This window comes from Pseudomonas extremorientalis (genome assembly GCF_024584605.1).
In the GTDB taxonomy this organism is placed as follows: Bacteria; Pseudomonadota; Gammaproteobacteria; order Pseudomonadales; family Pseudomonadaceae; genus Aquipseudomonas; species Aquipseudomonas extremorientalis.
This window is the reverse complement of the sequence record NZ_CP089519.1, coordinates 2131957-2151273: the sequence shown is the minus strand read 5'-3', so window position 1 is coordinate 2151273 and position 19317 is coordinate 2131957. Positions and strand designations below refer to the sequence as shown.

Annotated in this window: 16 protein-coding genes and 4 tRNA genes; 8 read left to right on the top strand and 12 right to left on the bottom strand. The window is 60.9% G+C overall.

Annotation, left to right across the window (positions count from 1 at the left end; translation table 11 throughout):
• Positions 1–2 precede the first annotated feature (2 nt).
• Entirely contained in the window at positions 3–656 is a 654-nt protein-coding gene (locus tag LUU92_RS09775) for an HAD family hydrolase (protein WP_222541357.1), read from the top strand.
• A gap of 126 nt (positions 657–782) precedes the next feature.
• Here LUU92_RS09775 and LUU92_RS09770 read toward each other — a convergent pair whose 3' ends face one another.
• On the bottom strand, positions 783–1745 hold the full coding sequence (locus tag LUU92_RS09770; RefSeq protein WP_257103523.1) for a putative NAD(P)H-quinone oxidoreductase, PIG3 family: 963 nt from the start codon (positions 1743–1745) through the stop codon (positions 783–785).
• 138 nt (positions 1746–1883) lie between these two features.
• On the opposite strand from LUU92_RS09770, the gene LUU92_RS09765 reads away from it, so the two are divergent.
• Entirely contained in the window at positions 1884–3965 is a 2082-nt protein-coding gene (locus LUU92_RS09765; RefSeq protein WP_173668602.1) for a carboxy terminal-processing peptidase, read from the top strand.
• 118 nt (positions 3966–4083) lie between these two features.
• Positions 4084–5853, top strand: coding sequence for a bifunctional diguanylate cyclase/phosphodiesterase (locus tag LUU92_RS09760; protein WP_071492291.1), 1770 nt, complete (start codon positions 4084–4086; stop codon positions 5851–5853).
• Here LUU92_RS09760 and LUU92_RS09755 read toward each other — a convergent pair.
• The 4 genes from LUU92_RS09755 to bamJ form a co-directional block, all read right to left on the bottom strand.
• A complete protein-coding gene (locus LUU92_RS09755) occupies positions 5850–6221 on the bottom strand; it encodes a hypothetical protein (protein ID WP_005786715.1) in 372 nt (123 codons plus the stop codon). The genes LUU92_RS09760 and LUU92_RS09755 overlap by 4 nt on opposite strands.
• The gene (locus tag LUU92_RS09750) at positions 6218–6559 is read right to left on the bottom strand and encodes a helix-turn-helix domain-containing protein (RefSeq protein ID WP_093514451.1); all 342 of its coding nucleotides are present in this window, start codon (positions 6557–6559) and stop codon (positions 6218–6220) included. Before LUU92_RS09750 ends, LUU92_RS09755 begins: the two co-directional genes overlap by 4 nt.
• Positions 6560–6651: 92 nt before the next feature.
• Positions 6652–7110 carry a YkvA family protein gene (locus LUU92_RS09745; RefSeq protein WP_071492257.1) on the bottom strand — a complete coding sequence of 153 codons (459 nt, stop codon included), beginning with the start codon at positions 7108–7110 and terminating at the stop codon, positions 6652–6654.
• A 323-nt stretch (positions 7111–7433) separates the two neighbouring features.
• Positions 7434–8165: an FKBP-type peptidyl-prolyl cis-trans isomerase gene (gene bamJ / locus LUU92_RS09740; RefSeq protein ID WP_071492256.1), complete on the bottom strand. Its 732-nt coding sequence runs from the start codon at positions 8163–8165 to the stop codon at positions 7434–7436.
• 258 nt (positions 8166–8423) lie between these two features.
• Between bamJ and LUU92_RS09735 the strand changes: the two genes are divergently transcribed.
• The 3 genes from LUU92_RS09735 (at position 8424) to LUU92_RS09725 (ending at position 11628) form a co-directional block, all read left to right on the top strand.
• Positions 8424–10232 (top strand): di-heme-cytochrome C peroxidase, encoded by a 1809-nt coding sequence (locus tag LUU92_RS09735; protein WP_257103522.1) that lies wholly within the window; start codon positions 8424–8426, stop codon positions 10230–10232.
• The gene (locus LUU92_RS09730; protein WP_071492254.1) at positions 10229–11395 is read left to right on the top strand and encodes a catalase family protein; all 1167 of its coding nucleotides are present in this window, start codon (positions 10229–10231) and stop codon (positions 11393–11395) included. The genes LUU92_RS09735 and LUU92_RS09730 overlap by 4 nt, the downstream gene beginning before the upstream one ends.
• A 110-nt stretch (positions 11396–11505) precedes the next feature.
• Entirely contained in the window at positions 11506–11628 is a 123-nt protein-coding gene (locus LUU92_RS09725; protein WP_257103521.1) for a hypothetical protein, read from the top strand.
• A gap of 12 nt (positions 11629–11640) precedes the next feature.
• Here LUU92_RS09725 and LUU92_RS09720 read toward each other — a convergent pair whose 3' ends face one another.
• The 7 genes from LUU92_RS09720 to LUU92_RS09690 all read right to left on the bottom strand — a co-directional run bounded on the left by LUU92_RS09720 (position 11641) and on the right by LUU92_RS09690 (position 17091).
• Positions 11641–12567, bottom strand: a complete 927-nt coding sequence (locus tag LUU92_RS09720) for a LysR substrate-binding domain-containing protein (RefSeq protein ID WP_058427309.1) — start codon at positions 12565–12567, stop codon at positions 11641–11643.
• 83 nt (positions 12568–12650) lie between these two features.
• Positions 12651–14657 (bottom strand): CocE/NonD family hydrolase, encoded by a 2007-nt coding sequence (locus LUU92_RS09715; RefSeq protein WP_257103520.1) that lies wholly within the window; start codon positions 14655–14657, stop codon positions 12651–12653.
• Positions 14658–14684: 27 nt separating this feature from the next.
• Entirely contained in the window at positions 14685–16268 is a 1584-nt protein-coding gene (locus LUU92_RS09710) for a BCCT family transporter (RefSeq protein WP_222541354.1), read from the bottom strand.
• Positions 16269–16571: 303 nt separating this feature from the next.
• Positions 16572–16648 (bottom strand) — tRNA-Asp (locus LUU92_RS09705).
• Between the two features lie 19 nt (positions 16649–16667).
• Positions 16668–16743: transfer RNA gene (locus tag LUU92_RS09700), tRNA-Val, on the bottom strand.
• 176 nt (positions 16744–16919) lie between these two features.
• Positions 16920–16996: transfer RNA gene (locus LUU92_RS09695), tRNA-Asp, on the bottom strand.
• 19 nt (positions 16997–17015) lie between these two features.
• Positions 17016–17091 (bottom strand) — tRNA-Val (locus LUU92_RS09690).
• 159 nt (positions 17092–17250) lie between these two features.
• Between LUU92_RS09690 and rdgC the strand changes: the two genes are divergently transcribed.
• Both rdgC and LUU92_RS09680 read left to right on the top strand, forming a co-directional pair.
• Positions 17251–18171, top strand: coding sequence for a recombination-associated protein RdgC (gene rdgC, locus LUU92_RS09685; RefSeq protein WP_065901389.1), 921 nt, complete (start codon positions 17251–17253; stop codon positions 18169–18171).
• Positions 18172–18309: 138 nt separating this feature from the next.
• A complete protein-coding gene (locus LUU92_RS09680; RefSeq protein WP_071492251.1) occupies positions 18310–19275 on the top strand; it encodes a bile acid:sodium symporter family protein in 966 nt (321 codons plus the stop codon).
• Positions 19276–19317 lie beyond the last annotated feature (42 nt).

Here is a 19317-nt window from a genome sequence, read left to right as displayed (position 1 = left end):
GGATGGCATTGGTAATTTTTGATCTGGACGACACCCTGATCCATGGCGACTGCGCCACCCTGTGGAGCGAGCAGATGGGCCGCCTGGGCTGGGTCGACCCTGAGTCGTTCATGCGCAGGAACAACGAGCTGATGGACGCCTACAGCCAGGGCCAGTTGAAGATGGAAGACTTCATGGACTTCAGCCTCGAGCCGATGATCGGCCGCACGCCGGAGGAAATCGAGCACTTGGTAGAGCCGTGGGTCGAGGATGTGATCGAGCCGCTGATCTATAGCGACGCCACCAAGACCATTGCCCGCCACCGTGCGAATGGCGACCGGATCCTGGTGATCTCCGCCTCGGGCACGCACCTGGTTACGCCGATTGCGGCGCGGATTGGCATTGATGAAGTGCTGGGGATTGAGCTTGAAGTAAAGCACGGCGTGTACAGCGGCCATACTCAGGGTGTATTGACCTACCGTGAAGGCAAGATCACGCGTTTACTGGAATGGCTGGCGCAGGAAGGTGAAACACTGGACGGTGCGTACTTCTATTCGGATTCGCGCAATGATTTGCCGTTGCTGCTGAAGGTGGAGCATCCACAAGTGGTCAATCCGGACCCGGTGCTGCGCGAGCATGCCGAAAAAGCCGGCTGGCCGATCCATCACTGGATCTGATTGAACCGAGATCAAAAATGTGGGAGGGGGCTTGCCCCCGATGACAGTGTGTCAGATGAAGAATTCTTCACTGTCCCACTGTCATCGGGGGCAAGCCCCCTCCCACATTATTAAACGCATTACAATTCAGCTCAGGCTTTCGTCGATCACCAACACCAGCTTCCCGGAAATCCGGTTCGTCGCAAGCTCGGCAAACGCCGCTTCGGCATCCCTGATCGCAAAGGTCCTGGCCAACTGCGGGCTCAGCTGCCCTTCAACAAACAGCGGCCATACATGCTGGCTCAAGTCGCTGAGCAGGTCGGCCTTGAACTGATCACTGCGGCTGCGCAAGGTCGAGCCCAGCAACTGAATGCGCTTGCCCAGTACCTGGGCCAGGTCCAGTTGCGCGTCACGCCCGCCCATCAAGCCGATCAACACCCAACGACCATCGAGGGCCAGCAGCTTGAGGTCCAGCGCCGCATAGTTGCCACCGACCGGGTCGAGGATCACATCGAACGGCCCGAAATCCCGCAACCCTTCGATGCCGTCGGTACGCACCACGCCGCCCTGTGCGCCGAGCTCCTCGCAATAGGTCAGGCGCTCTGCCGAGCCGACGCTGACCCAGCACGGGCTGCCAAACGCCTTGCACAACTGGATCGCCGCCGAGCCCACGCCGCTGGCGCCGGCATGCAGCAACACTTTTTCGCCAGGCTTGAGGCCCGCCAACTGGAACAGATTCAGCCACGCCGTGCTGTACACCTCGGGCAGCGCCGCCGCTTCGACCAGCGACAGGCCTTCCGGCACCGGCAGCACGTGGCGCGCATCCACCACCACTTCTTCGGCCATGCCGCCACCGGCGAGCAGTGCGCAAACCCGGTCACCGACTTGCCAGGACGAGCCGGCGCCCACTTCGCTGATCACCCCGGAACACTCCAGACCCAGCACGTGGCTGGCACCCGGCGGCGGCGGATAGAGCCCCGCCCGCTGTAATAAATCGGCGCGATTGAGGCCCGCTGCCGCCACACGAATACGAACTTGTCCTACATCGCAAGTAAGACCGGGTTCTTCCAACCACTCCACATGACCGTCAACGCCTTGCAATGCTTTCACAGTGCCTCCATAGTGAGTCTGGACTGAGCCCGTAGCTGTATCGCCGGGCTTTTTGCATTATGCGACCGGACCATATGGAACCGGCTCCCTCAAAGACGGCCTAATATGCGTTATCAATTGCCCCCGCGTCGAATCAGCATGAAGCATCTGTTCCCCAGCACCGCCCTCGCTCTATTCATTGGTCTCGGCTTCGCGTCGATGTCGACCAATACGTTCGCAGCCAACAGCTGGGACAATCTTCAACCTGATCGCGATGAGGTGATTGCCAGCCTTAACGTCGTCGAGTTGCTCAAGCGCCATCACTACAGCAAGCCGCCGCTGGACGACGCTCGCTCGGTGATCATCTACGACAGCTACCTCAAGCTGCTGGACCCGTCGCGCAGCTACTTCCTGGCCAGCGATATCGCTGAGTTCGACAAGTGGAAGACCCAGTTCGACGACTTCCTCAAGAGCGGCGACCTGCAGCCCGCGTTCACCATCTACAAGCGTTACCTGGACCGCGTCAAAGCGCGTCTGGACTTCGCACTGGGTGAGCTGGACAAAGGCGTCGACAAGCTCGACTTCACCCAGAAGGAAAACCTTCTGGTGGACCGCAAGGACGCGCCTTGGCTGACCAGCACCGCCGCGCTTGACGACCTGTGGCGCAAACGCGTCAAGGACGAAGTGCTGCGCCTGAAGATCGCCGGCAAAGAGCCCAAGGCCATCCAGGAGCTGTTGACCAAGCGCTATAAGAATCAGTTGGCGCGCCTGGACCAGACCCGTGCCGAAGATATCTTCCAGGCCTACATCAACACCTTCGCGATGTCCTACGACCCGCACACCAATTATCTGTCGCCAGATAACGCGGAAAATTTTGATATCAACATGAGTCTGTCGCTGGAAGGCATCGGTGCCGTCCTGCAAAGCGACAATGACCAGGTCAAGATCGTGCGCCTGGTACCGGCAGGCCCGGCCGACAAGACCAAGCAGGTCGCTCCGGCCGACAAGATCATCGGCGTGGCCCAGGGCGACAAAGAGATGGTCGACGTGGTCGGTTGGCGCCTGGACGAAGTGGTCAAGCTGATCCGTGGGCCGAAAGGCAGCGTGGTGCGCCTGGAAGTGATTCCGCACACCAATGCACCGAACGACCAGACCAGCAAGATCGTGTCCATCACCCGTGAAGCGGTGAAGCTCGAAGACCAGGCTGTGCAAAAGAAAATCCTCAACCTCAAGCAGGATGGCAAGGACTACAAGCTGGGCGTGATTGAGATCCCGGCCTTCTACCTGGACTTCAAGGCCTTCCGTGCCGGCGACCCGGACTACAAGTCCACCACCCGCGACGTGAAGAAAATCCTCACCGAACTGCAGAAGGAAAAAGTCGACGGCGTGGTCATCGACCTGCGCAACAACGGCGGCGGCTCCCTGCAGGAAGCTACCGAGCTGACCAGCCTGTTTATCGACAAGGGCCCGACCGTGTTGGTACGCAACGCGGATGGCCGTGTCGACGTGCTGGAAGACGAGAACCCGGGCGCCTTCTACAAAGGCCCGATGGCCTTGCTGGTCAACCGCCTCTCGGCCTCGGCCTCGGAGATTTTCGCCGGCGCCATGCAGGACTACCACCGCGCCTTGATCATCGGCGGCCAGACTTTCGGCAAAGGCACCGTGCAGACCATCCAGCCGCTGAACCATGGCGAGCTGAAACTGACGCTGGCCAAGTTCTACCGGGTTTCCGGGCAGAGCACCCAGCACCAGGGCGTACTGCCGGACATCGATTTCCCGTCGATCATCGACACCAAGGAAATCGGCGAAAGCGCCCTGCCGGAAGCCATGCCGTGGGACACCATCCGCCCTGCGATCAAGCCGGCGTCGGATCCGTTCAAGCCGTTCCTGGCCCAGTTGAAAGCCGACCACGACACCCGCTCCGCCAAGGATGCCGAGTTCGTGTTCATCCGCGACAAGCTGGCCCTGGCCAAGAAGTTGATGGAAGAAAAAACCGTCAGCCTCAACGAAGTGGATCGTCGCGCGCAGCATGCCGACATCGAAAACAAGCAACTCGTACTGGAAAACATCCGCCGCAAGGCCAAGGGTGAGGATCCACTCAAGGAGCTGAAGAAAGAAGACGAAGATGCGCTGCCGACCGAAGCGGAAAAAACCAAGCCGGAAGACGACGCCTACCTGGCCGAGACCGGCCGGATCCTGCTGGACTACCTGAAGATCAGCAAGCAGGTGGCCAAGCAGTAAATGATGGCGATTTAATGTGATCGCTCCTTGGAGTGTCATCATATAGACATCATTCTGTCGTGAAATGAAGGACCGCAGGTTTCAAGCCTGCGGTCCTTTTTTTTCGATCGAGATCGCCATGACCATGACCGAACAGCTGAATGCATTGGGCTCTATCCTGGCTCAAGGCAGTTTGCACAGCCTGTTCCAACCGATCATCTGCCTGTCTGAACGGCGCATTCTCGGCTACGAAGCCCTCAGCCGCGGCCCGTCCAACAGCCCGCTGCACTCCCCCGTCGCCCTGTTCTCCGTGGCCAGCCAGGCCGGACGCCTGAGTGAACTGGAGATCGCCTGCCGCGAAAGCGCGTGCCGGCGCTTCAGCGAGCAGAAGCTACCGGGCAAGCTGTTCCTCAACGTCTCGCCTCAATCCCTGATGGAAACCGCGCACCAACCGGGACGCACCCTGCAACTGCTGCATGACTACGGCATTCCACCGAGCCAGGTGGTGATCGAACTCACCGAACAAACCCCCACCAACGATATCGACCTGTTGCAAACCGCCCTGCATCACTACCGCAACATGGGCTTCTCGATTGCCCTGGATGACCTGGGCGCCGGTTATTCCAGCCTGCGCTTGTGGTCGGAGCTGCGTCCGGATTACGTGAAGATCGACCGGCACTTTATCGACGGTATCCATCAGGATGCGCTCAAACGCGAGTTTGTCGGCTCCATCCTGCAGATCGCCAAGGCGTCACGCGCCCAGGTGATTGCCGAAGGCATTGAGTTGCACGAGGAGTTGGCGGTGCTGACGGAAATGGGTGTGGACCTGGTCCAGGGCTACCTGCTCTGCCGACCTCAGGAGCAACCGCCGCAGGAAGCCCGCCTGATGCTGCCCAAGCCCGACAGTTCCAATGTGGCACTGAACGATGAAGGCAGCGACCTCAGCGCCCTGCTGAGCGAACAGCCGGCGGTGGACCAGGATACCGCCACCGCCCAGGTACTCGAAGCGTTCCGCCGCCAGGCCAACCTCAATTCCCTGGCGGTGCTGGACGGGCGTGGGCACCCGATCGGTATCGTGCACCGGCATTCGCTGTCGGATGCGCTGCTCAAGCCGTTCGCCACCGACCTGTTTGCACGCAAGCCCATCAGCCGCTTGATGAGCACCGACTTCCTGGCGGTGGAGTTGAGCCAGTCGCTGCAACAGGTCAGCCGCCTGCTCACCAGCCGTGCGCGGCAACGTATCGAAGAAGACTTCATCATCACCCTCAATGGCGATTACCTGGGTCTGGGCCGGGTGATCGATGTGCTCAAGCTGATCACCGAACGGAAAATCCAGCAGGCGCGCTACGCCAATCCACTGACCCTGCTACCCGGCAACGTGCCGATCCAGCAGTGCCTCACACGTCTTCTGCAACAGCAGCGCGAGTCGGTGATCTGCTACGTGGATATCGACAGTTTCAAGCCGTTCAACGACATCTACGGCTATGGGCGTGGGGATGAGGTGTTGCTGTGCCTGGCGCAGTGCCTGAACGACCGCGTCGATCCCAGCCGTGACTTTGTCGGGCATATCGGCGGTGATGACTTTTTGCTGGTGCTCGGCCCGCAGGACTGGCGCAAGCGGCTCAACCAGCTGCTGGATGACTTCCACACCCAATGCCGGCGCTTCTACCGCGCGGAGCATCTGGAGGCTGGCTGTTTCGTGGCGTTGAACCGCCAGGGCGTGCGCCAGGAGTTCGCACTGCTGTCGCTGTCCATCGGGGTGGTGCATTTGTATCCACAGGCCTGTGGACAACTCGATGCCAGCCAGTTGGCGGAGTTGGCGTCGCAAGCCAAACACCATGCCAAGGATATGGCCGGCTACAGCATCCATGTGATCGACAGCATGGACGCACTGCCCCAGGCGCTTTAAGCCTCGGCGGACTCGGGATACTCGTATTCAAACACCCGCACCACTTCCGAAGCGTGCCAGGAGGCGGCGGCCACGCCATCGGACGGCCCGCTGAAACGCCCCAGGCGCTCCACGCACTCGAAGAAACCGGTACGCGGCAAACGGCTGGCACCCTGGCTGATCACCAGCGAGCTGCGCAATGGCTGCTCGGCCTTGGCGTCCAGCGCTGCCAGGTGTTCCAGGGCAGCGGCCAGGGTTTGCATGGCAGGGGTGGGAAATTGCAGGCGCTCCAACAGCGCGCGGTAGGTCAGCAAATGGCGCTGGCGGCGCGCCTGGTCCAGTTCGTTGAGTAACCCATCCCAGTGTTGACGGCTGATACGTAGGCTCAAGATTCATCCCTCCAACCTGCAACGCCCAATTCCCAGGCCAGGCTGCGGCGGATCGCGGCATCCGGCTGGCGTTCACCACTTTCAATCAATCCAAGATATGACGGGCTGATGCCCACGGTGCGGGCCAGGGTCTCGATCGCCAGGCCTTTGGCTTCGCGCAAGCCGCGCAGGTCGGCGAGCAGGCGCAGATCCTGCGCAGGGGCGGCTTGGGCAGTCGATACGGAAGGAGGTGGCGTAGGCTGTTGCTGACCGGCCGCTTTTAGCAACGCCTGGTACTGATCCCATGGCAACACCGCGTATTCGGGTTCGCCATTGCGTGAAATTATCTGAATATCCATGACTGCCCCGTAGGATAACTGCACTTACTAAGTAAGCTCTTTCCTTAGGAGTGTAATCCTAACAGCCACAAAGGTCGCAGGGGATAGCCAGGTCATGGGTTTTTTTGCGGGTTTTCCTGGGCCAGCAGCGCGGGCGTCGCAGGCAGCCGCTCAACCACGGCGAGCTTTTCCGGACGCTGGGCGTCGCGCCAGGCGCGAAACGCGTTCAGTTCGCCGTCCAGGGTCTTCATGACCCATGCCAGCACGGCAATGTCGTCGAGCATGCCGAACATGGGGATAAAGTCGGGGATCGCATCAATCGGACTGAGGAAATACATCAGCCCCGCCACCACCGAGATCAGCGCTTTGGGGCTGATGGCCCGGTACTCACCGCGCCAGTAAGCCAGGCACAGGGCCTGGAGCAACCTGAGATCATCCTTGAGTTTGCCCAGGCGATTGCCTTGGCTCGAGCCCTTGGCAGCGACCGCGAACAATAGCGTAGGCAAGCGCCCGCGACCCAGAAGGCGTGCGGCCATGGGCAGGAAACGGGTGAAATTGAACGGTGGTTTCATTCGTCACTCCAGTTCCATATGACATAAAAGGTTATCCACACAAATTGTGGATAACCTTGTGAACAGAGCCTGTTTTCCAGGCTGAAAGCCACGTAATACAAGGCTTGCAGTCAGATCGGGCGTTTTTTGCGCACTGAAAAAAAACCCAAGATTTCATTGACTTGGCGTTGATGTGCGGCTACCCGTACTCGAGTCTTATATCAGACTGTTGCAGGTTGCAGACGTTCGTTTGAATTCGCCGGGCTCTGATGTGGGAGAGGGCTTGCTGACCACAGAAACAACAACGCCCCGTCGAGACGGGGCGTTGTATGTTCAGGCGCCGATTACTTCTTGGCGGCTGGTGCAGCAGGCGCGTCAGCCTTGGCTGGGTCCTTGATGGCCAGCAGTTCCAGGTCGAAGACCAGCACGGAGTTGGCTGGAATCGCCGGGCTCGGGCTCTGTGCGCCGTAGGCCAGGTCGGAAGGAATGTACAACTCGACCTTCTCGCCCACGTGCATCAGTTGCAGGCCTTCGACCCAACCCGGAATCACACCGCTGACCGGCAGGTCAATCGGGCTGCCGCGATCCACGGAGCTGTCAAAGGTGGTGCCGTTGGTGAGCTTGCCGGTGTAGTGAACAGTCACCACGTCGGTCGGCTTGGGCTGGGCGCCATCGCCCTTCTTCACGATCTTGTACTGCAGACCGGAAGCGGTGGTGACGACGCCGTCTTTCTTGGCATTGTCTTCGAGGAATTTCTTGCCGGCGGCTGCCGACTCTTCGCTCATCTTGGTCATGCGTTCTTCAGCACGCTTCTGCAGTGCGGCAAACGCTTCAACCAGTTCGTCGTCTTTGAGCTTCTGCTCTTTTTTGCCGACGGCATCTTCGATGCCCTGGGCTACCGCTTTGGAATCCAGGTCATCCATGCCTTCTTGGGCAAGGCTCTTGCCCATGTTCAGGCCGATACCGTAGGAAGCTTTCTGCGCCGGGGTTTTCAGCTCTACGCTGGTCTGCGAATCACAACCCGCAAGTACCAGGCTAACCAGGGCCACCGCCGCCGCCAACCGATGCTGTTTCATGCTATTTCCTTGTTCATGCGCCAAAAGGGCATTCGAATAAAGTCGCGAGCTTATCAGGCGGCCACGACCAATGGCTACCGGCATGTGAGCAGGAAACTTCCGATAAGTTCACGTGTTTAAAAGCATTTTCATTCATGATGCAGGGCCCCGACGGATCGTGGAGCCACCTACTACCAGGCTCATGGCCACTTGCCGCCCTTGTGGCGTAGTGGCATAACAACGCGACCACTCGACAAGGCCGAGACAAGGATAGCCATCTTGCGCATTTTTTCCCGTGTTTTACTCCTGATATTCGCCATGTTGGCCCTGGTGCTGGCCGTGGTGCTCTATTACACCATCAACCCCAAGCTGCCGGACTACGTGCCTGTGGAGCAGGTCCACTACCAGGACCAATGGAGTGCCGCCGACCGCCAGACCTATTACTTCACGCCCCAGGGCACGCAAGTGAAAGGCCTGCACTACGACTGGTTCACCGCCCTCGAACTGCCGTTTTCCGAGCAACGTTTTGCCACGCCCGACTACCTGGCGCGCTTCGGTTTCCTGGTCGACCCCAGGCAGGTGCCCACCGTGCAAAACCCCGGCAACTTGCCCGTGGGTTTCGCCCGGCATAAAAACGCCGGCAGCAACGTTGAATACCTGGATATCACCTGCGCCGCCTGCCATACCGGCGAGCTGCACTTCAAAGGCCAGGCCCTGCGCATCGACGGCGGCTCGGCCCAGCATGTACTGCCCTCCAGCGTTCCGACCCTGCGCGGCGGCAGTTTCGGCCAGGCGTTGGTCGCCAGCCTCGCCGCCACCTACTACAACCCGTGGAAGTTCGAGCGTTTTGCCCGCCAAGTGCTCGGCGATCGCTACGACGCCGAACACAAACAACTGCGCCAGGACTTCAAGCAATCGCTGAACCAGTTCCTCAAGGTGGCCTGGAATGACACCCATCGCGGCCTCTACCCCACCGAGGAAGGCCCGGGCCGCACCGACGCGTTTGGCCGTATCGCCAACGCCAGCTTTGGCGATGCGATTTCCCCCGACAATTATCGCGTCGCCAACGCGCCGGTGGACTACCCGCAGTTGTGGGACATCTGGACTTTCGATTGGGTGCAATGGAACGGTTCGGCCCAGCAACCCATGGCGCGCAATATCGGTGAGGCCCTGGGTGTCGGCGCCACGCTGAGCTTTTTCGACGCCGCCGGCCAGCCGCTCCAGGGCGATGCACGTTACCCGTCCAGCGTCCGCGTGCGTGACCTCAACCTCATCGAAGAAACCCTGCAACGCCTCAAGCCGCCGACCTGGCCCGAGGAGCTGTTCGGCGCCATCGACAAGCCCCTCGCCGCCCAGGGCCGTGCACTGTTCGCGGAAAACTGCGCCGGCTGCCATGTGCCCAGCGTCACCCAGGAACACGGCCGCCCGGTGCAGGCGCTTAAAATGCTGCCGGTGGACTACATCGGCACCGACCCCGGTACTGCCAGCAACATTGCCGACCAACGCTACGACCTCAGCGCCCTGCAATGGGACCCGGCGGAACTGGCCACACTCAACGTCGAGCTGCACCCGACGCCGACCGAACCGCTGGACGTGAAAAAGATGTCCGTGGCCAAGGGCCTGGCTTACGTCACCGCCTTTGTCGAAGAGCATGCCTACCGTGCCGTCGGCGTGACCCCGGCCGAGCGTCCGCGCCTGGATGGCTACGGCTTGCCCATCGGCGTGCGCGAGCTGCGGGCCTATAAGGCGCGGCCATTGGCTGGCGTATGGGCTACGCCGCCGTTCCTGCACAACGGTTCGGTGCCGACGATCTATCAATTGCTCTCGCCTCAGGACGAGCGCAGCACCACCTTCTATAAAGGCACCTTCAACTACGATCCGCGTCATCTGGGCTTCGAGACCGGTGCGTTCAAGAATGCCTTCCTGTTCGATACCAAAATCACCGGCAACCACAACAGCGGCCACGAATTCCGTGCCGGGCAACGTGGCAATGGCGTGATCGGCCGTTACCTGCAACCGCAGGAACGCTGGGCGCTGCTGGAATACCTCAAAGTGCTGGGCGGCCCGCTGGAGCAACAACTGCCATGATGATTCGATCCCCCTACGACCGACCTTCCCTGCTCGCCCGCCTGTGGCTGCGCATGGGTGCGTTTCTCGGCAAGACCTTAGTCTGGCTGGTGGGCCTCGGCCTGCTCGGCTGGCTGGCCGCCACCGCCTGGTATGCCTGGCAGCACAGCGGGCCGGTGTCGCCGAATGAGCAGGTTCCGCCCGGCGAAGCGGCGATGACCCAGGGCATCATCCAGACGGCGGTGCGCATCGTCGACCAGCACCGCGAAGGCACGCGCTACCTGCGCGACGCCCACGCCAAGGCCCATGGCTGCGTGAAGGCCGAAGTCAGCGTAATGGCCGACCTCGATCCGGCGCTGCGCCAGGGCGTGTTTGCCGAGCCGGGCAAGACCTGGCAGGCGCTGATACGGCTGTCCAACGGCAACGCCTACCCGCAGTTCGACAGCATCCGCGATGCACGGGGCATGGCGCTCAAGCTGTTGGACGTGCCGGGCAAGCAACTGCTGGCCGACCAGCAGACCCGCACCGAACAGGACTTCGTGATGTTCAGCCACCCGAACTTCTTTGTCAGTGATGTCGCGGAGTACGCACAGAACATCGGCGCCCAGGCGGATGGCAAGAAAGTCCTGGCGTTCTTCCCCAAGGTCGACCCGCGTACCTGGCAGGTCCGTCACCTGTTCATCGCCCTGGCCACCCTGGCGCCGGCACCGGCGAGCCCGACACAGACCACGTACTTTTCGGTCTCGCCCTACAAGTTCGGCGCGGCCAACGCCAAGTTCCGCGTGGCCCCCGACCCACAGAGTTGCCCGGAATACGCACTGCCCAAACAGAATCAGGACCTGCCGAATTTCCTGCGCAGTGCCTTGAGCCAGCAGTTGTCTACCGATCGCGTGCCGGCGTGTTTCGTGCTGCAGATCCAGCGGCAGAACCCGCAGAAATTCATGCCCATCGAAGATACCAGCATCGAGTGGAAGGAAAGCGACGCGCCGTATGAGACGGTGGCCAAGGTGCGGATCCCGGCGCAGGACTTCGATACCCCCGAGCAGAACCTGGCGTGCGACAACCAGTCGTTCAACCCCTGGTTCGGCGTAGCAGAGCATCGCCCCATCGGCGGCATCAACCGCTTGCGCAAGGCGGTGTATGAAGCGGTCAGCGATTACCGCCACAGCCGCAACGCCCCGTAAAAAGTGCGTAACAATAGGCCCGCCCGCATAAGGATTGCGTCGGGTCTATTGAGCCGCTTTCTCCCCGCCTCTACCGTGAAGTCCTACTCCATCACCTGTAGGAAACCACCGTGGAAAGCTCAACCCTCGGCATGCTCGTACTCACCCTGATTGCAGTGTTCGGCACCGCGTCTTTTTGTTTCGAGCACTTGGCGACGCGTCAGACCCGCAAGAAAAAAACCGGCCAAGGTTGACCTTAAGCCCGATCACTCGACCTCGGCAGCCTTGGCCAGTAACCATTGACGAAAACTGCGCGCAGCCGACGGCGGGTTGCGGTGGTGGGGTTGCATCAGATGCAGGCGGCCCCGGCTGTGCATGGTGTGAGGCAAGGCCATTTGCAGGCGCCCGGACGCCAGATCGTCTTCCAGCAGACTCTTCCAGCCCAGTGCGACGCCGTGGCCCATCACCGCCGACTGCATCAGCAGTTGGTAGCTGTTGGTCCGCAACGCGTGGCGCGGGGTGTAATAGTCGGCACCGGCATCGGTGAACCAATCGGCCCAGGTCAGCCAATCGTGGTAGTGGTCCTCCACGATCAGCAAGGTGTGGGCGTGCAGCAAATGGTGTATATCGCGAATCGGGCCGTGGTGTTCGAGGTAGACCGGGCTGCACACGGTGATGACTTGCTCGCTGTCGAACACCGGCGAGAGCTCGAGGCCGTGGGGCGCGGCCAGTTCATCCAAGTGATAGAACAGGCCCAGGTCATATTCACTGACGTCCAGATGGCTGGGGCTTTCGCTGCACAGGATGCGAATGTCCAGGTCCGGGTGTTCGCGCTGGAATTGCGGTAACAGGCCGGCGAGCCAGATCGTACTGATGGTGGGCGTGCTGGCCAGGGTCAACTGGCGGTCGGCGCCACGCCGACGCAACTCGGCGGACTCGCGATCCAGCTCGCGCAACAGACGCTGGATGGTACGGAAGTAACGCACACCGGCGGGCGTCAGGCTCAGGCCCTGGGCCAGTCGATAAAACAGCGGGCGGGCCAGGTCTTCTTCAAGGCGCTTGACCTGACGGCTGACCGCGCTCTGGGTCAGATTCAGTTCATGGGCGGCCTGGGTAAAGCTCAAATGGCGGGCAGCCGCTTCGAACGTCTGCAAGCAGTTGAGCGGTGGAAGATCGACGTTTCGGCGCGACATGAACAGTTCCATTGGCAATGGCGAGCCCGGGTTGCCCCAGGCCCGCAGCGATCACGATGGCAAGCATCCTGCCAGTTGCCCGCTTACAGCGCGACCCTCGCCACGCGTTTGCTCCATTGCCGACGGTGTTCCAACTGGCCCTGTTCCCAGGCGGTCTGCTCCGCTTCGATGTAGAACCACTCGGCATCGGCGTGCACGCTCAAATGGCTTTCCACCTCCACGGCCCACTGGTCACGGCCGACGCGGTAGTGCCATTCGATATCCGCCCGCGTCGACAGCGGGTCCCAAGGCAAGGTGCGATATTGCTCGGTGCAACGCTGGTCCACCGACAAGCCGTGATCGGTAAACCGTACCGCGCCCAGGTCGTCTTCGATCTTCACGCAGACTTCGCCACTGCCCACATCTTCGATCAGGGTGCGTTTCGGTGCAGCGGCGCGCAGGACTTCCATCGCCACTGGCGTCGCCGATTGCGGCGCCTCGAACGGGCAGTCCACCGCCGCACCGGTGAACACCGGCAGTTGCAGGCTTTGCAGGGTCGGCAGCAAGGTCAACGTGGTCAGCTCGCGACTCGGCCACAGCAACGGGAAACTGGCGGTGCTCAGGGCCAGGCGCAGACGGTAGCCGGCCGGCAAGCGCATGCCGATGTGGTCGAGGTTTAGATGCACGTCCATCGGTTCACCCGGGACTACCGGTGTTACGCGGGAGAAGTCTTCACGCAGCGTGAGATTGAGCACGCCATAACTGATCTGCGTCACCTGCCCGTCCGGTGCCACGGCATTCAGCCGGGCGACCACTTGGCCGCAGGCCGTGTCACTCGCCAGGCGCAGCTTGAGGCGAGCATCGCCCAGCAACGCCAATGGCTCGGTCAGCGGCTGGGAATCGAAGCACAGCGAGTGGGCATCATCACGGCGCTGATCCGTCGGGCCGTCCGGGCCAAACCAGATGGCGCAGTATTCGCCCTGGTGCAGGCCCGTGGTCAGCGGCGAGCAAATGCTGCGCGTCGTGACCAAAGGCTGTGCTCCAGGATTCAGGCCATGTTCGCCCAGGCTGAAATCGGTCCATTGCACCTGAGGGTCCGGCCAGCCGGTGGTCTGTACCCAGACGCCGGGCCGTTCGGCATAACTGCCCTTCGGCGGCAGAATATCCTGTAGGTAAAAGGTGCACGCCGCGTCATCCATCACGCCGTTATCCACACCTTTGAGCCAGTGATCCCACCAACGCTTGGCCTCCTGCAGAAAGCCGATGGCCGGATTGGGCACCGCGAAATGCGGGTATTTATGAATCCACGGGCCGAGCATGGCCTTCTTCGGCCCCGGCAGGTTTTCCATCAGGCGCGACACGGTATTGCGGTAGGCATCGCCCCAGCCGCCCACCGCATACACCGCAGCCTTGATTTGCGCATAGTCCTCGCACACCGAGCCATGGCGCCAGTAGTCATCGCGGGTCTGGTGCTGCAGCCAGGTTTCGGCGAGCAACGGCATGGCGTCCAGGCGTTGGTGCCAGAGGCTTTTCCAGTCCTCGACCAACAGCGGATCGGGCACCGCAGCGCTGAAGTTGAGCATGGTGGCGGCCCAACCGAAGTTCTCCATCAGCAGGTTGCCGCCCTTGTAGTGGATGTCATCGGCAAAGCGGTCATCGGTGGAACACAGCGTGATGATCGCCTTCAGCGCCTCGGGTTGGCGTGCCGCGACTTGCAGGCCGTTGAAGCCGCCCCAGGAGATGCCCATCATGCCGACGTTGCCATCGCACCACGGCTGCCGGCACAGCCAATCGATCACTTCAAGGGCGTCTTCCTGTTCCTGCAACAGATATTCATCGGCCATCAGGCCCTGGGACTCACCATTGCCACGCATATCGACGCGAACACACACATAGCCCTGCCCCGCCATCCACGGGTGGGTCAACGCATCACGCACGGCGGTGCCATCGCGCTTGCGGTATGGCAGGTATTCCAGGATCGCCGGGAAGGTCTGCGGGTCGGCGACTTCCGGCAGCCAGATGCGTGCGGCCAGTTGGGTGCCGTCCCTCAAGGGGATCAGGCAGTGCTCGATTTCGCGCACGGTGTAAGAAAATTCAGTAACGATTTCCATCAGTAACTCCAACAGCAGTTCAATCGATCAGCGGGCGAAATCGGGCACAGGACTGGCGCCACGCAGTTCCGTTTCAGGTGTCCGCTGAAGGCGTTTCACGTCCAGCAAGGCGGGGTTTTTCAACCAGAAGATCAGCGAGGTACTGGCCAGCAACACCAGGATCATGCCCGGCAAACCGCCGAGGTTAGAGAGCATCTTCACCCCGTCCACCCCGACAAACGCGACCATCACCCACGACACCGTCCCGATGATCAGGCCCCAGACAATCTTCAACAGCGGGTTGCCGTCGAGGTCGGAATCGGCAGTCACGCCCTTGCTGCACAGGTTGGCAATCACGTCGGTGCTGGAGTCTGCCGCGGTCACAAAGGAGATGAACGCCACGAACAGCAGGAACGCGATCATCAGGCCGCTGGCCGGCAGTTGCTGGAACATCTGGTACAGCACGTGTTCCACGCCCTGTTCGTTGAGCACACGGTTGAGGCTGCCGTCGCCCAGCGCATCGAAATAAAGGCTGGCGCCGGAGAAGATGCAGATCCACACCGCCGTGAACAACGCCGGGTAGAGCATGTTGATGTGGATGAATTCGCGCACGGTATAGCCACGTCCGATCTTGCCGAGGAACAGCGCGCTCACCGGCGCCCAGGCAAACCACACCGACCAGTAGAACACCGTCCAACTGTGCGGCCAGGTGTCGCCACTGGCAGCACCGGTGAACAGGCTGCGGCTGAAGAAGGTGTCGAGGTAGACGCCGAGGGATTCGACGCCGAGGCTGAACATGTACAAGGTCGGCCCGCACAACAGCACGAACAGTCCCAGGGCCAGCATGATCCAGGTATTGAACGAAGACAGCATCACAATGCCTTTTTGCAAGCCACTGGCGGCCGAGGCGACAAAGGTGATGACGATGATTGCAATGATGATGGCCAGGCGGAACGGCGTGGTTTCACCACCGATGTATTGGGCCAGGCCACCGGCCAGGGTCAGCGCGCCTGTGCCCAGGGACGAGGCCATACCGGCGACCAGGGCGAACATCGCCAGGGTGTCGATCAGCCCGGCATAGCGCCGGACCCGCACTTCGCCGAGCAACGGCTCGAGCATGGCGCCGATGGAGAAACGGCTGCGGCGGTTGTAGAACACCAGGGCAAACACCAGCGAGGGCACCAGGTAGATCGCGTAGGGCGTGATGGTCCAGTGCAGGAACATCGTCGACATGGCAAAGCTCTTCGCCGCCGCGCTGCCGGGCTCAATCGGCAGGCTGGTGGGTGGGCCGTACAAGTGGTAGAGCGGTTCGGCGGTGGTCCAGAACAGCACACCCACCGCCAGCGTGGTGCACAACGCCACCATGAACCAGCGCCATTTGCTCAGCAAAGGCTGCGCATCTTCACCGCCGATACGCACCTTGCCCAGCGCGGAGAAGTAGACGATGGCGGTCAGCACCACCATGGCAAACGAGCCGGCGCTGAACAGCCAGGAAAAGTTTTTGAGGATCAGGTTGTTGAGCTGTTTGCTGATCGCCAGGAACGCATTCAGGTCAATGTAGCTGGCGATCACCGCCGCCAGCAGGATCAGGAAAGTTGGCCAGAACACCAACGGACGCAGTGGATATTTCATCTAGAGCCATTCCCCTTGCAGACTATTTTTATGTTGGAGAGCGGGCACCGCAGCCTCCTGCTGCCGATGACTCGCCTGGAAGTCTTCGCGTGGCTATAGATAAACGTTTAAGCCGCAAGGGGCGCAATCGACCAATGTGCATGGGGGTATTCCCTCACGTCATGACGCACCAGCACAGTTCAGGGCGAATAGGCAGTGCACAACGTCAAGGCAAGGGAGGTCAAATCGCGGACGAAAAAAAGCCCGCTCAGTGAGCGGGCTTCCTGGGGTGACCTGGCGTTCAGTGTTCCAGGTGACCGAATATGGCGCAGCGGACGGGACTCGAACCCGCGACCCCCGGCGTGACAGGCCGGTATTCTAACCGACTGAACTACCGCTGCGCGTAACACTTGAAGCGAATGGTGGGTGATGACGGGATCGAACCGCCGACATTCTGCTTGTAAGGCAGACGCTCTCCCAGCTGAGCTAATCACCCTTCGTTTCGGTGTGGGCGCATCATACACCAAAAAATCGTAATGTCTTGATTTAAATGCAATTTATTTAAAAAAAGTTCTGCTTGCGATTTTTTGCCATATTCCGGGCAAAGAAAAGCCCGCAATTAAGCGGGCTTCCTGTGGTGACCTGGCGTTCAGCGTTCCAGGTGACCGAATATGGCGCAGCGGACGGGACTCGAACCCGCGACCCCCGGCGTGACAGGCCGGTATTCTAACCGACTGAACTACCGCTGCGCGTAACACTTGAAGCGAATGGTGGGTGATGACGGGATCGAACCGCCGACATTCTGCTTGTAAGGCAGACGCTCTCCCAGCTGAGCTAATCACCCTTCGTTTCGGTGTGGCGCGCATTCTACGGAGCGACCTTAAGTCTGGCAAGCACTTTCTTAAATCTTTTTTTTGATAGCTTCCAATGGCTTAGGCAGGGTTGGCCTGGGACGTTATCAAGAGAATAATGCCCCCCTTTGTATAAAGGAGAGACTCACCCCATGTGGTTCAAGAACCTGCTTATCTATCGCCTGACCCAAGATCTGCCTGTTGATGCCGAGGCGTTGGAAGCGGCCATGGCCACCAAGCTGGCGCGCCCTTGTGCCAGCCAGGAGTTGACCACTTACGGTTTCGTCGCGCCGTTTGGTAAAGGTGAAGACGCTCCCCTGGTTCACGTCAGCGGCGACTTCCTGCTGATCGCCGCGCGCAAGGAAGAACGTATCCTGCCGGGCAGCGTGGTGCGTGACGCACTTAAAGAGAAAGTCGAAGAGATCGAGGCCGAGCAAATGCGCAAGGTCTACAAGAAGGAACGCGACCAGATCAAGGATGAAATCATCCAGGCCTTCCTGCCCCGCGCCTTCATCCGTCGTTCGTCGACCTTCGCCGCCATCGCGCCAAAGCAGGGCCTGATCCTGGTCAACTCCGCCAGCCCGAAACGCGCCGAAGACCTGCTGTCGACCCTGCGTGAAGTGATCGGCACCCTGCCGGTTCGCCCGTTGACCGTGAAAACGGCACCGACTGCGATCATGACCGACTGGGTCACCACTCAGAAGCCGGCCGATGACTTCTTCGTCCTCGACGAGTGCGAACTGCGCGACACCCACGAAGACGGCGGCATCGTGCGCTGCAAGCGCCAAGACCTGACCGGCGAAGAGATCCAGCTGCACCTGACCACCGGCAAAGTCGTGACCCAACTGTCCCTGGCCTGGCAGGACAAGCTGTCCTTCATGCTCGACGACAAGATGACTGTCAAGCGCCTGAAGTTCGAAGACCTGCTGCAAGACCAGGCGGAACAGGACGGCGGTGAAGAAGCCCTGGGCCAGCTGGACGCAAGCTTTACCCTGATGATGCTGACGTTCGGCGACTTCCTGCCGGCGCTGGTTGAAGCACTGGGTGGTGAAGAGACCCCGCAGGGTATCTAAACCGTGTGAAATTCAAAATGTGGGAGGGGGCTTGCCCCCGATAGCATTCTGTCAGTTAAAACACCTATGACTGACAGACTGCAATCGGGGGCAAGCCCCCTCCCACATTTGATCGAAACCAACAAAAAAGGACATCCCATGCGTGCTCTCGCCGCCTTGAGCCGCTTCGTCGGCAATACCTTCGCCTATTGGGTGTTGATTTTCGCCGTCGTCGCTTTCCTCGAACCTGGTTGGTTCATCGGCCTGAAAAGCGCCATCGTCCCTCTGCTGGGCCTGGTGATGTTCGGCATGGGGCTGACCCTCAAACTCGATGACTTCGCCGAGGTCGCCCGCCATCCCTGGCGCGTCGCCCTGGGCGTGGTCGCGCACTTTGTGATCATGCCGGGTGTGGCATGGCTGCTGTGCCAGGCCTTCCACCTGCCACCGGAAATTGCCGTCGGCGTGATCCTCGTCGGTTGCTGCCCAAGCGGCACATCGTCCAACGTAATGACCTGGCTGGCCCGTGGCGACCTGGCGTTGTCGGTGGCCATCGCCGCCGTCACCACCCTCCTCGCCCCACTGCTGACGCCGGCATTGATCTGGCTGCTGGCGTCGGCCTGGCTGCCGGTGTCGTTCATGGAGTTGTTCTGGTCGATCCTGCAAGTGGTGCTGCTGCCGATCGTGCTCGGCGTACTGGCGCAACGCGTGCTCGGTGAGAGGGTCCGCCATGCGGTCGACGTGTTGCCGCTGGTGTCGGTGGTGAGCATCGTGATCATCGTCGCGGCGGTGGTTGCCGCCAGCCAGGCGAAGATCGCCGAGTCGGGCCTGCTGATCATGGCGGTGGTGATGCTGCACAACAGCTTCGGTTACCTGCTGGGTTACTTCACCGGTCGTGTGTTCAAGTTGCCGTTGGCACAGCGCAAGTCGCTGGCGCTGGAAGTGGGCATGCAGAACTCCGGGCTGGGCGCCGCGCTGGCCAGTGCGCATTTTTCGCCGTTGGCGGCCGTGCCCAGTGCACTGTTCAGCGTCTGGCACAATATTTCCGGGGCGTTGCTGTCGACCTACTTCCGCCGCATGAGCGAAAAGGAAGACCGTCGCGTGCTGGAGAACACGCCGCAAACTTGATCAGCCGGGCACTTTTCGGCACTCTACCGAGCTTCGCGGGGA

Bases quoted from the DNA above. Each gene is read 5' to 3' on its own strand.
- LUU92_RS09760 (WP_071492291.1), top strand. From the start codon at position 4,084: ATGACCATGACCGAACAGCTGAATGCATTGGGCTCTATCCTGGCTCAA.
- LUU92_RS09775 (WP_222541357.1), top strand. From the start codon at position 3: ATGGCATTGGTAATTTTTGATCTGGACGACACCCTGATCCATGGCGAC.
- LUU92_RS09680 (WP_071492251.1), top strand. From the start codon at position 18,310: ATGCGTGCTCTCGCCGCCTTGAGCCGCTTCGTCGGCAATACCTTCGCC.
- LUU92_RS09710 (WP_222541354.1), bottom strand. From the start codon at position 16,268: ATGAAATATCCACTGCGTCCGTTGGTGTTCTGGCCAACTTTCCTGATC.
- bamJ (WP_071492256.1), bottom strand. From the start codon at position 8,165: ATGAAACAGCATCGGTTGGCGGCGGCGGTGGCCCTGGTTAGCCTGGTA.
- LUU92_RS09745 (WP_071492257.1), bottom strand. From the start codon at position 7,110: ATGAAACCACCGTTCAATTTCACCCGTTTCCTGCCCATGGCCGCACGC.
- LUU92_RS09750 (WP_093514451.1), bottom strand. From the start codon at position 6,559: ATGGATATTCAGATAATTTCACGCAATGGCGAACCCGAATACGCGGTG.
- LUU92_RS09730 (WP_071492254.1), top strand. From the start codon at position 10,229: ATGATGATTCGATCCCCCTACGACCGACCTTCCCTGCTCGCCCGCCTG.
- LUU92_RS09765 (WP_173668602.1), top strand. From the start codon at position 1,884: ATGAAGCATCTGTTCCCCAGCACCGCCCTCGCTCTATTCATTGGTCTC.
- rdgC (WP_065901389.1), top strand. From the start codon at position 17,251: ATGTGGTTCAAGAACCTGCTTATCTATCGCCTGACCCAAGATCTGCCT.
- LUU92_RS09715 (WP_257103520.1), bottom strand. From the start codon at position 14,657: ATGGAAATCGTTACTGAATTTTCTTACACCGTGCGCGAAATCGAGCAC.
- LUU92_RS09720 (WP_058427309.1), bottom strand. From the start codon at position 12,567: ATGTCGCGCCGAAACGTCGATCTTCCACCGCTCAACTGCTTGCAGACG.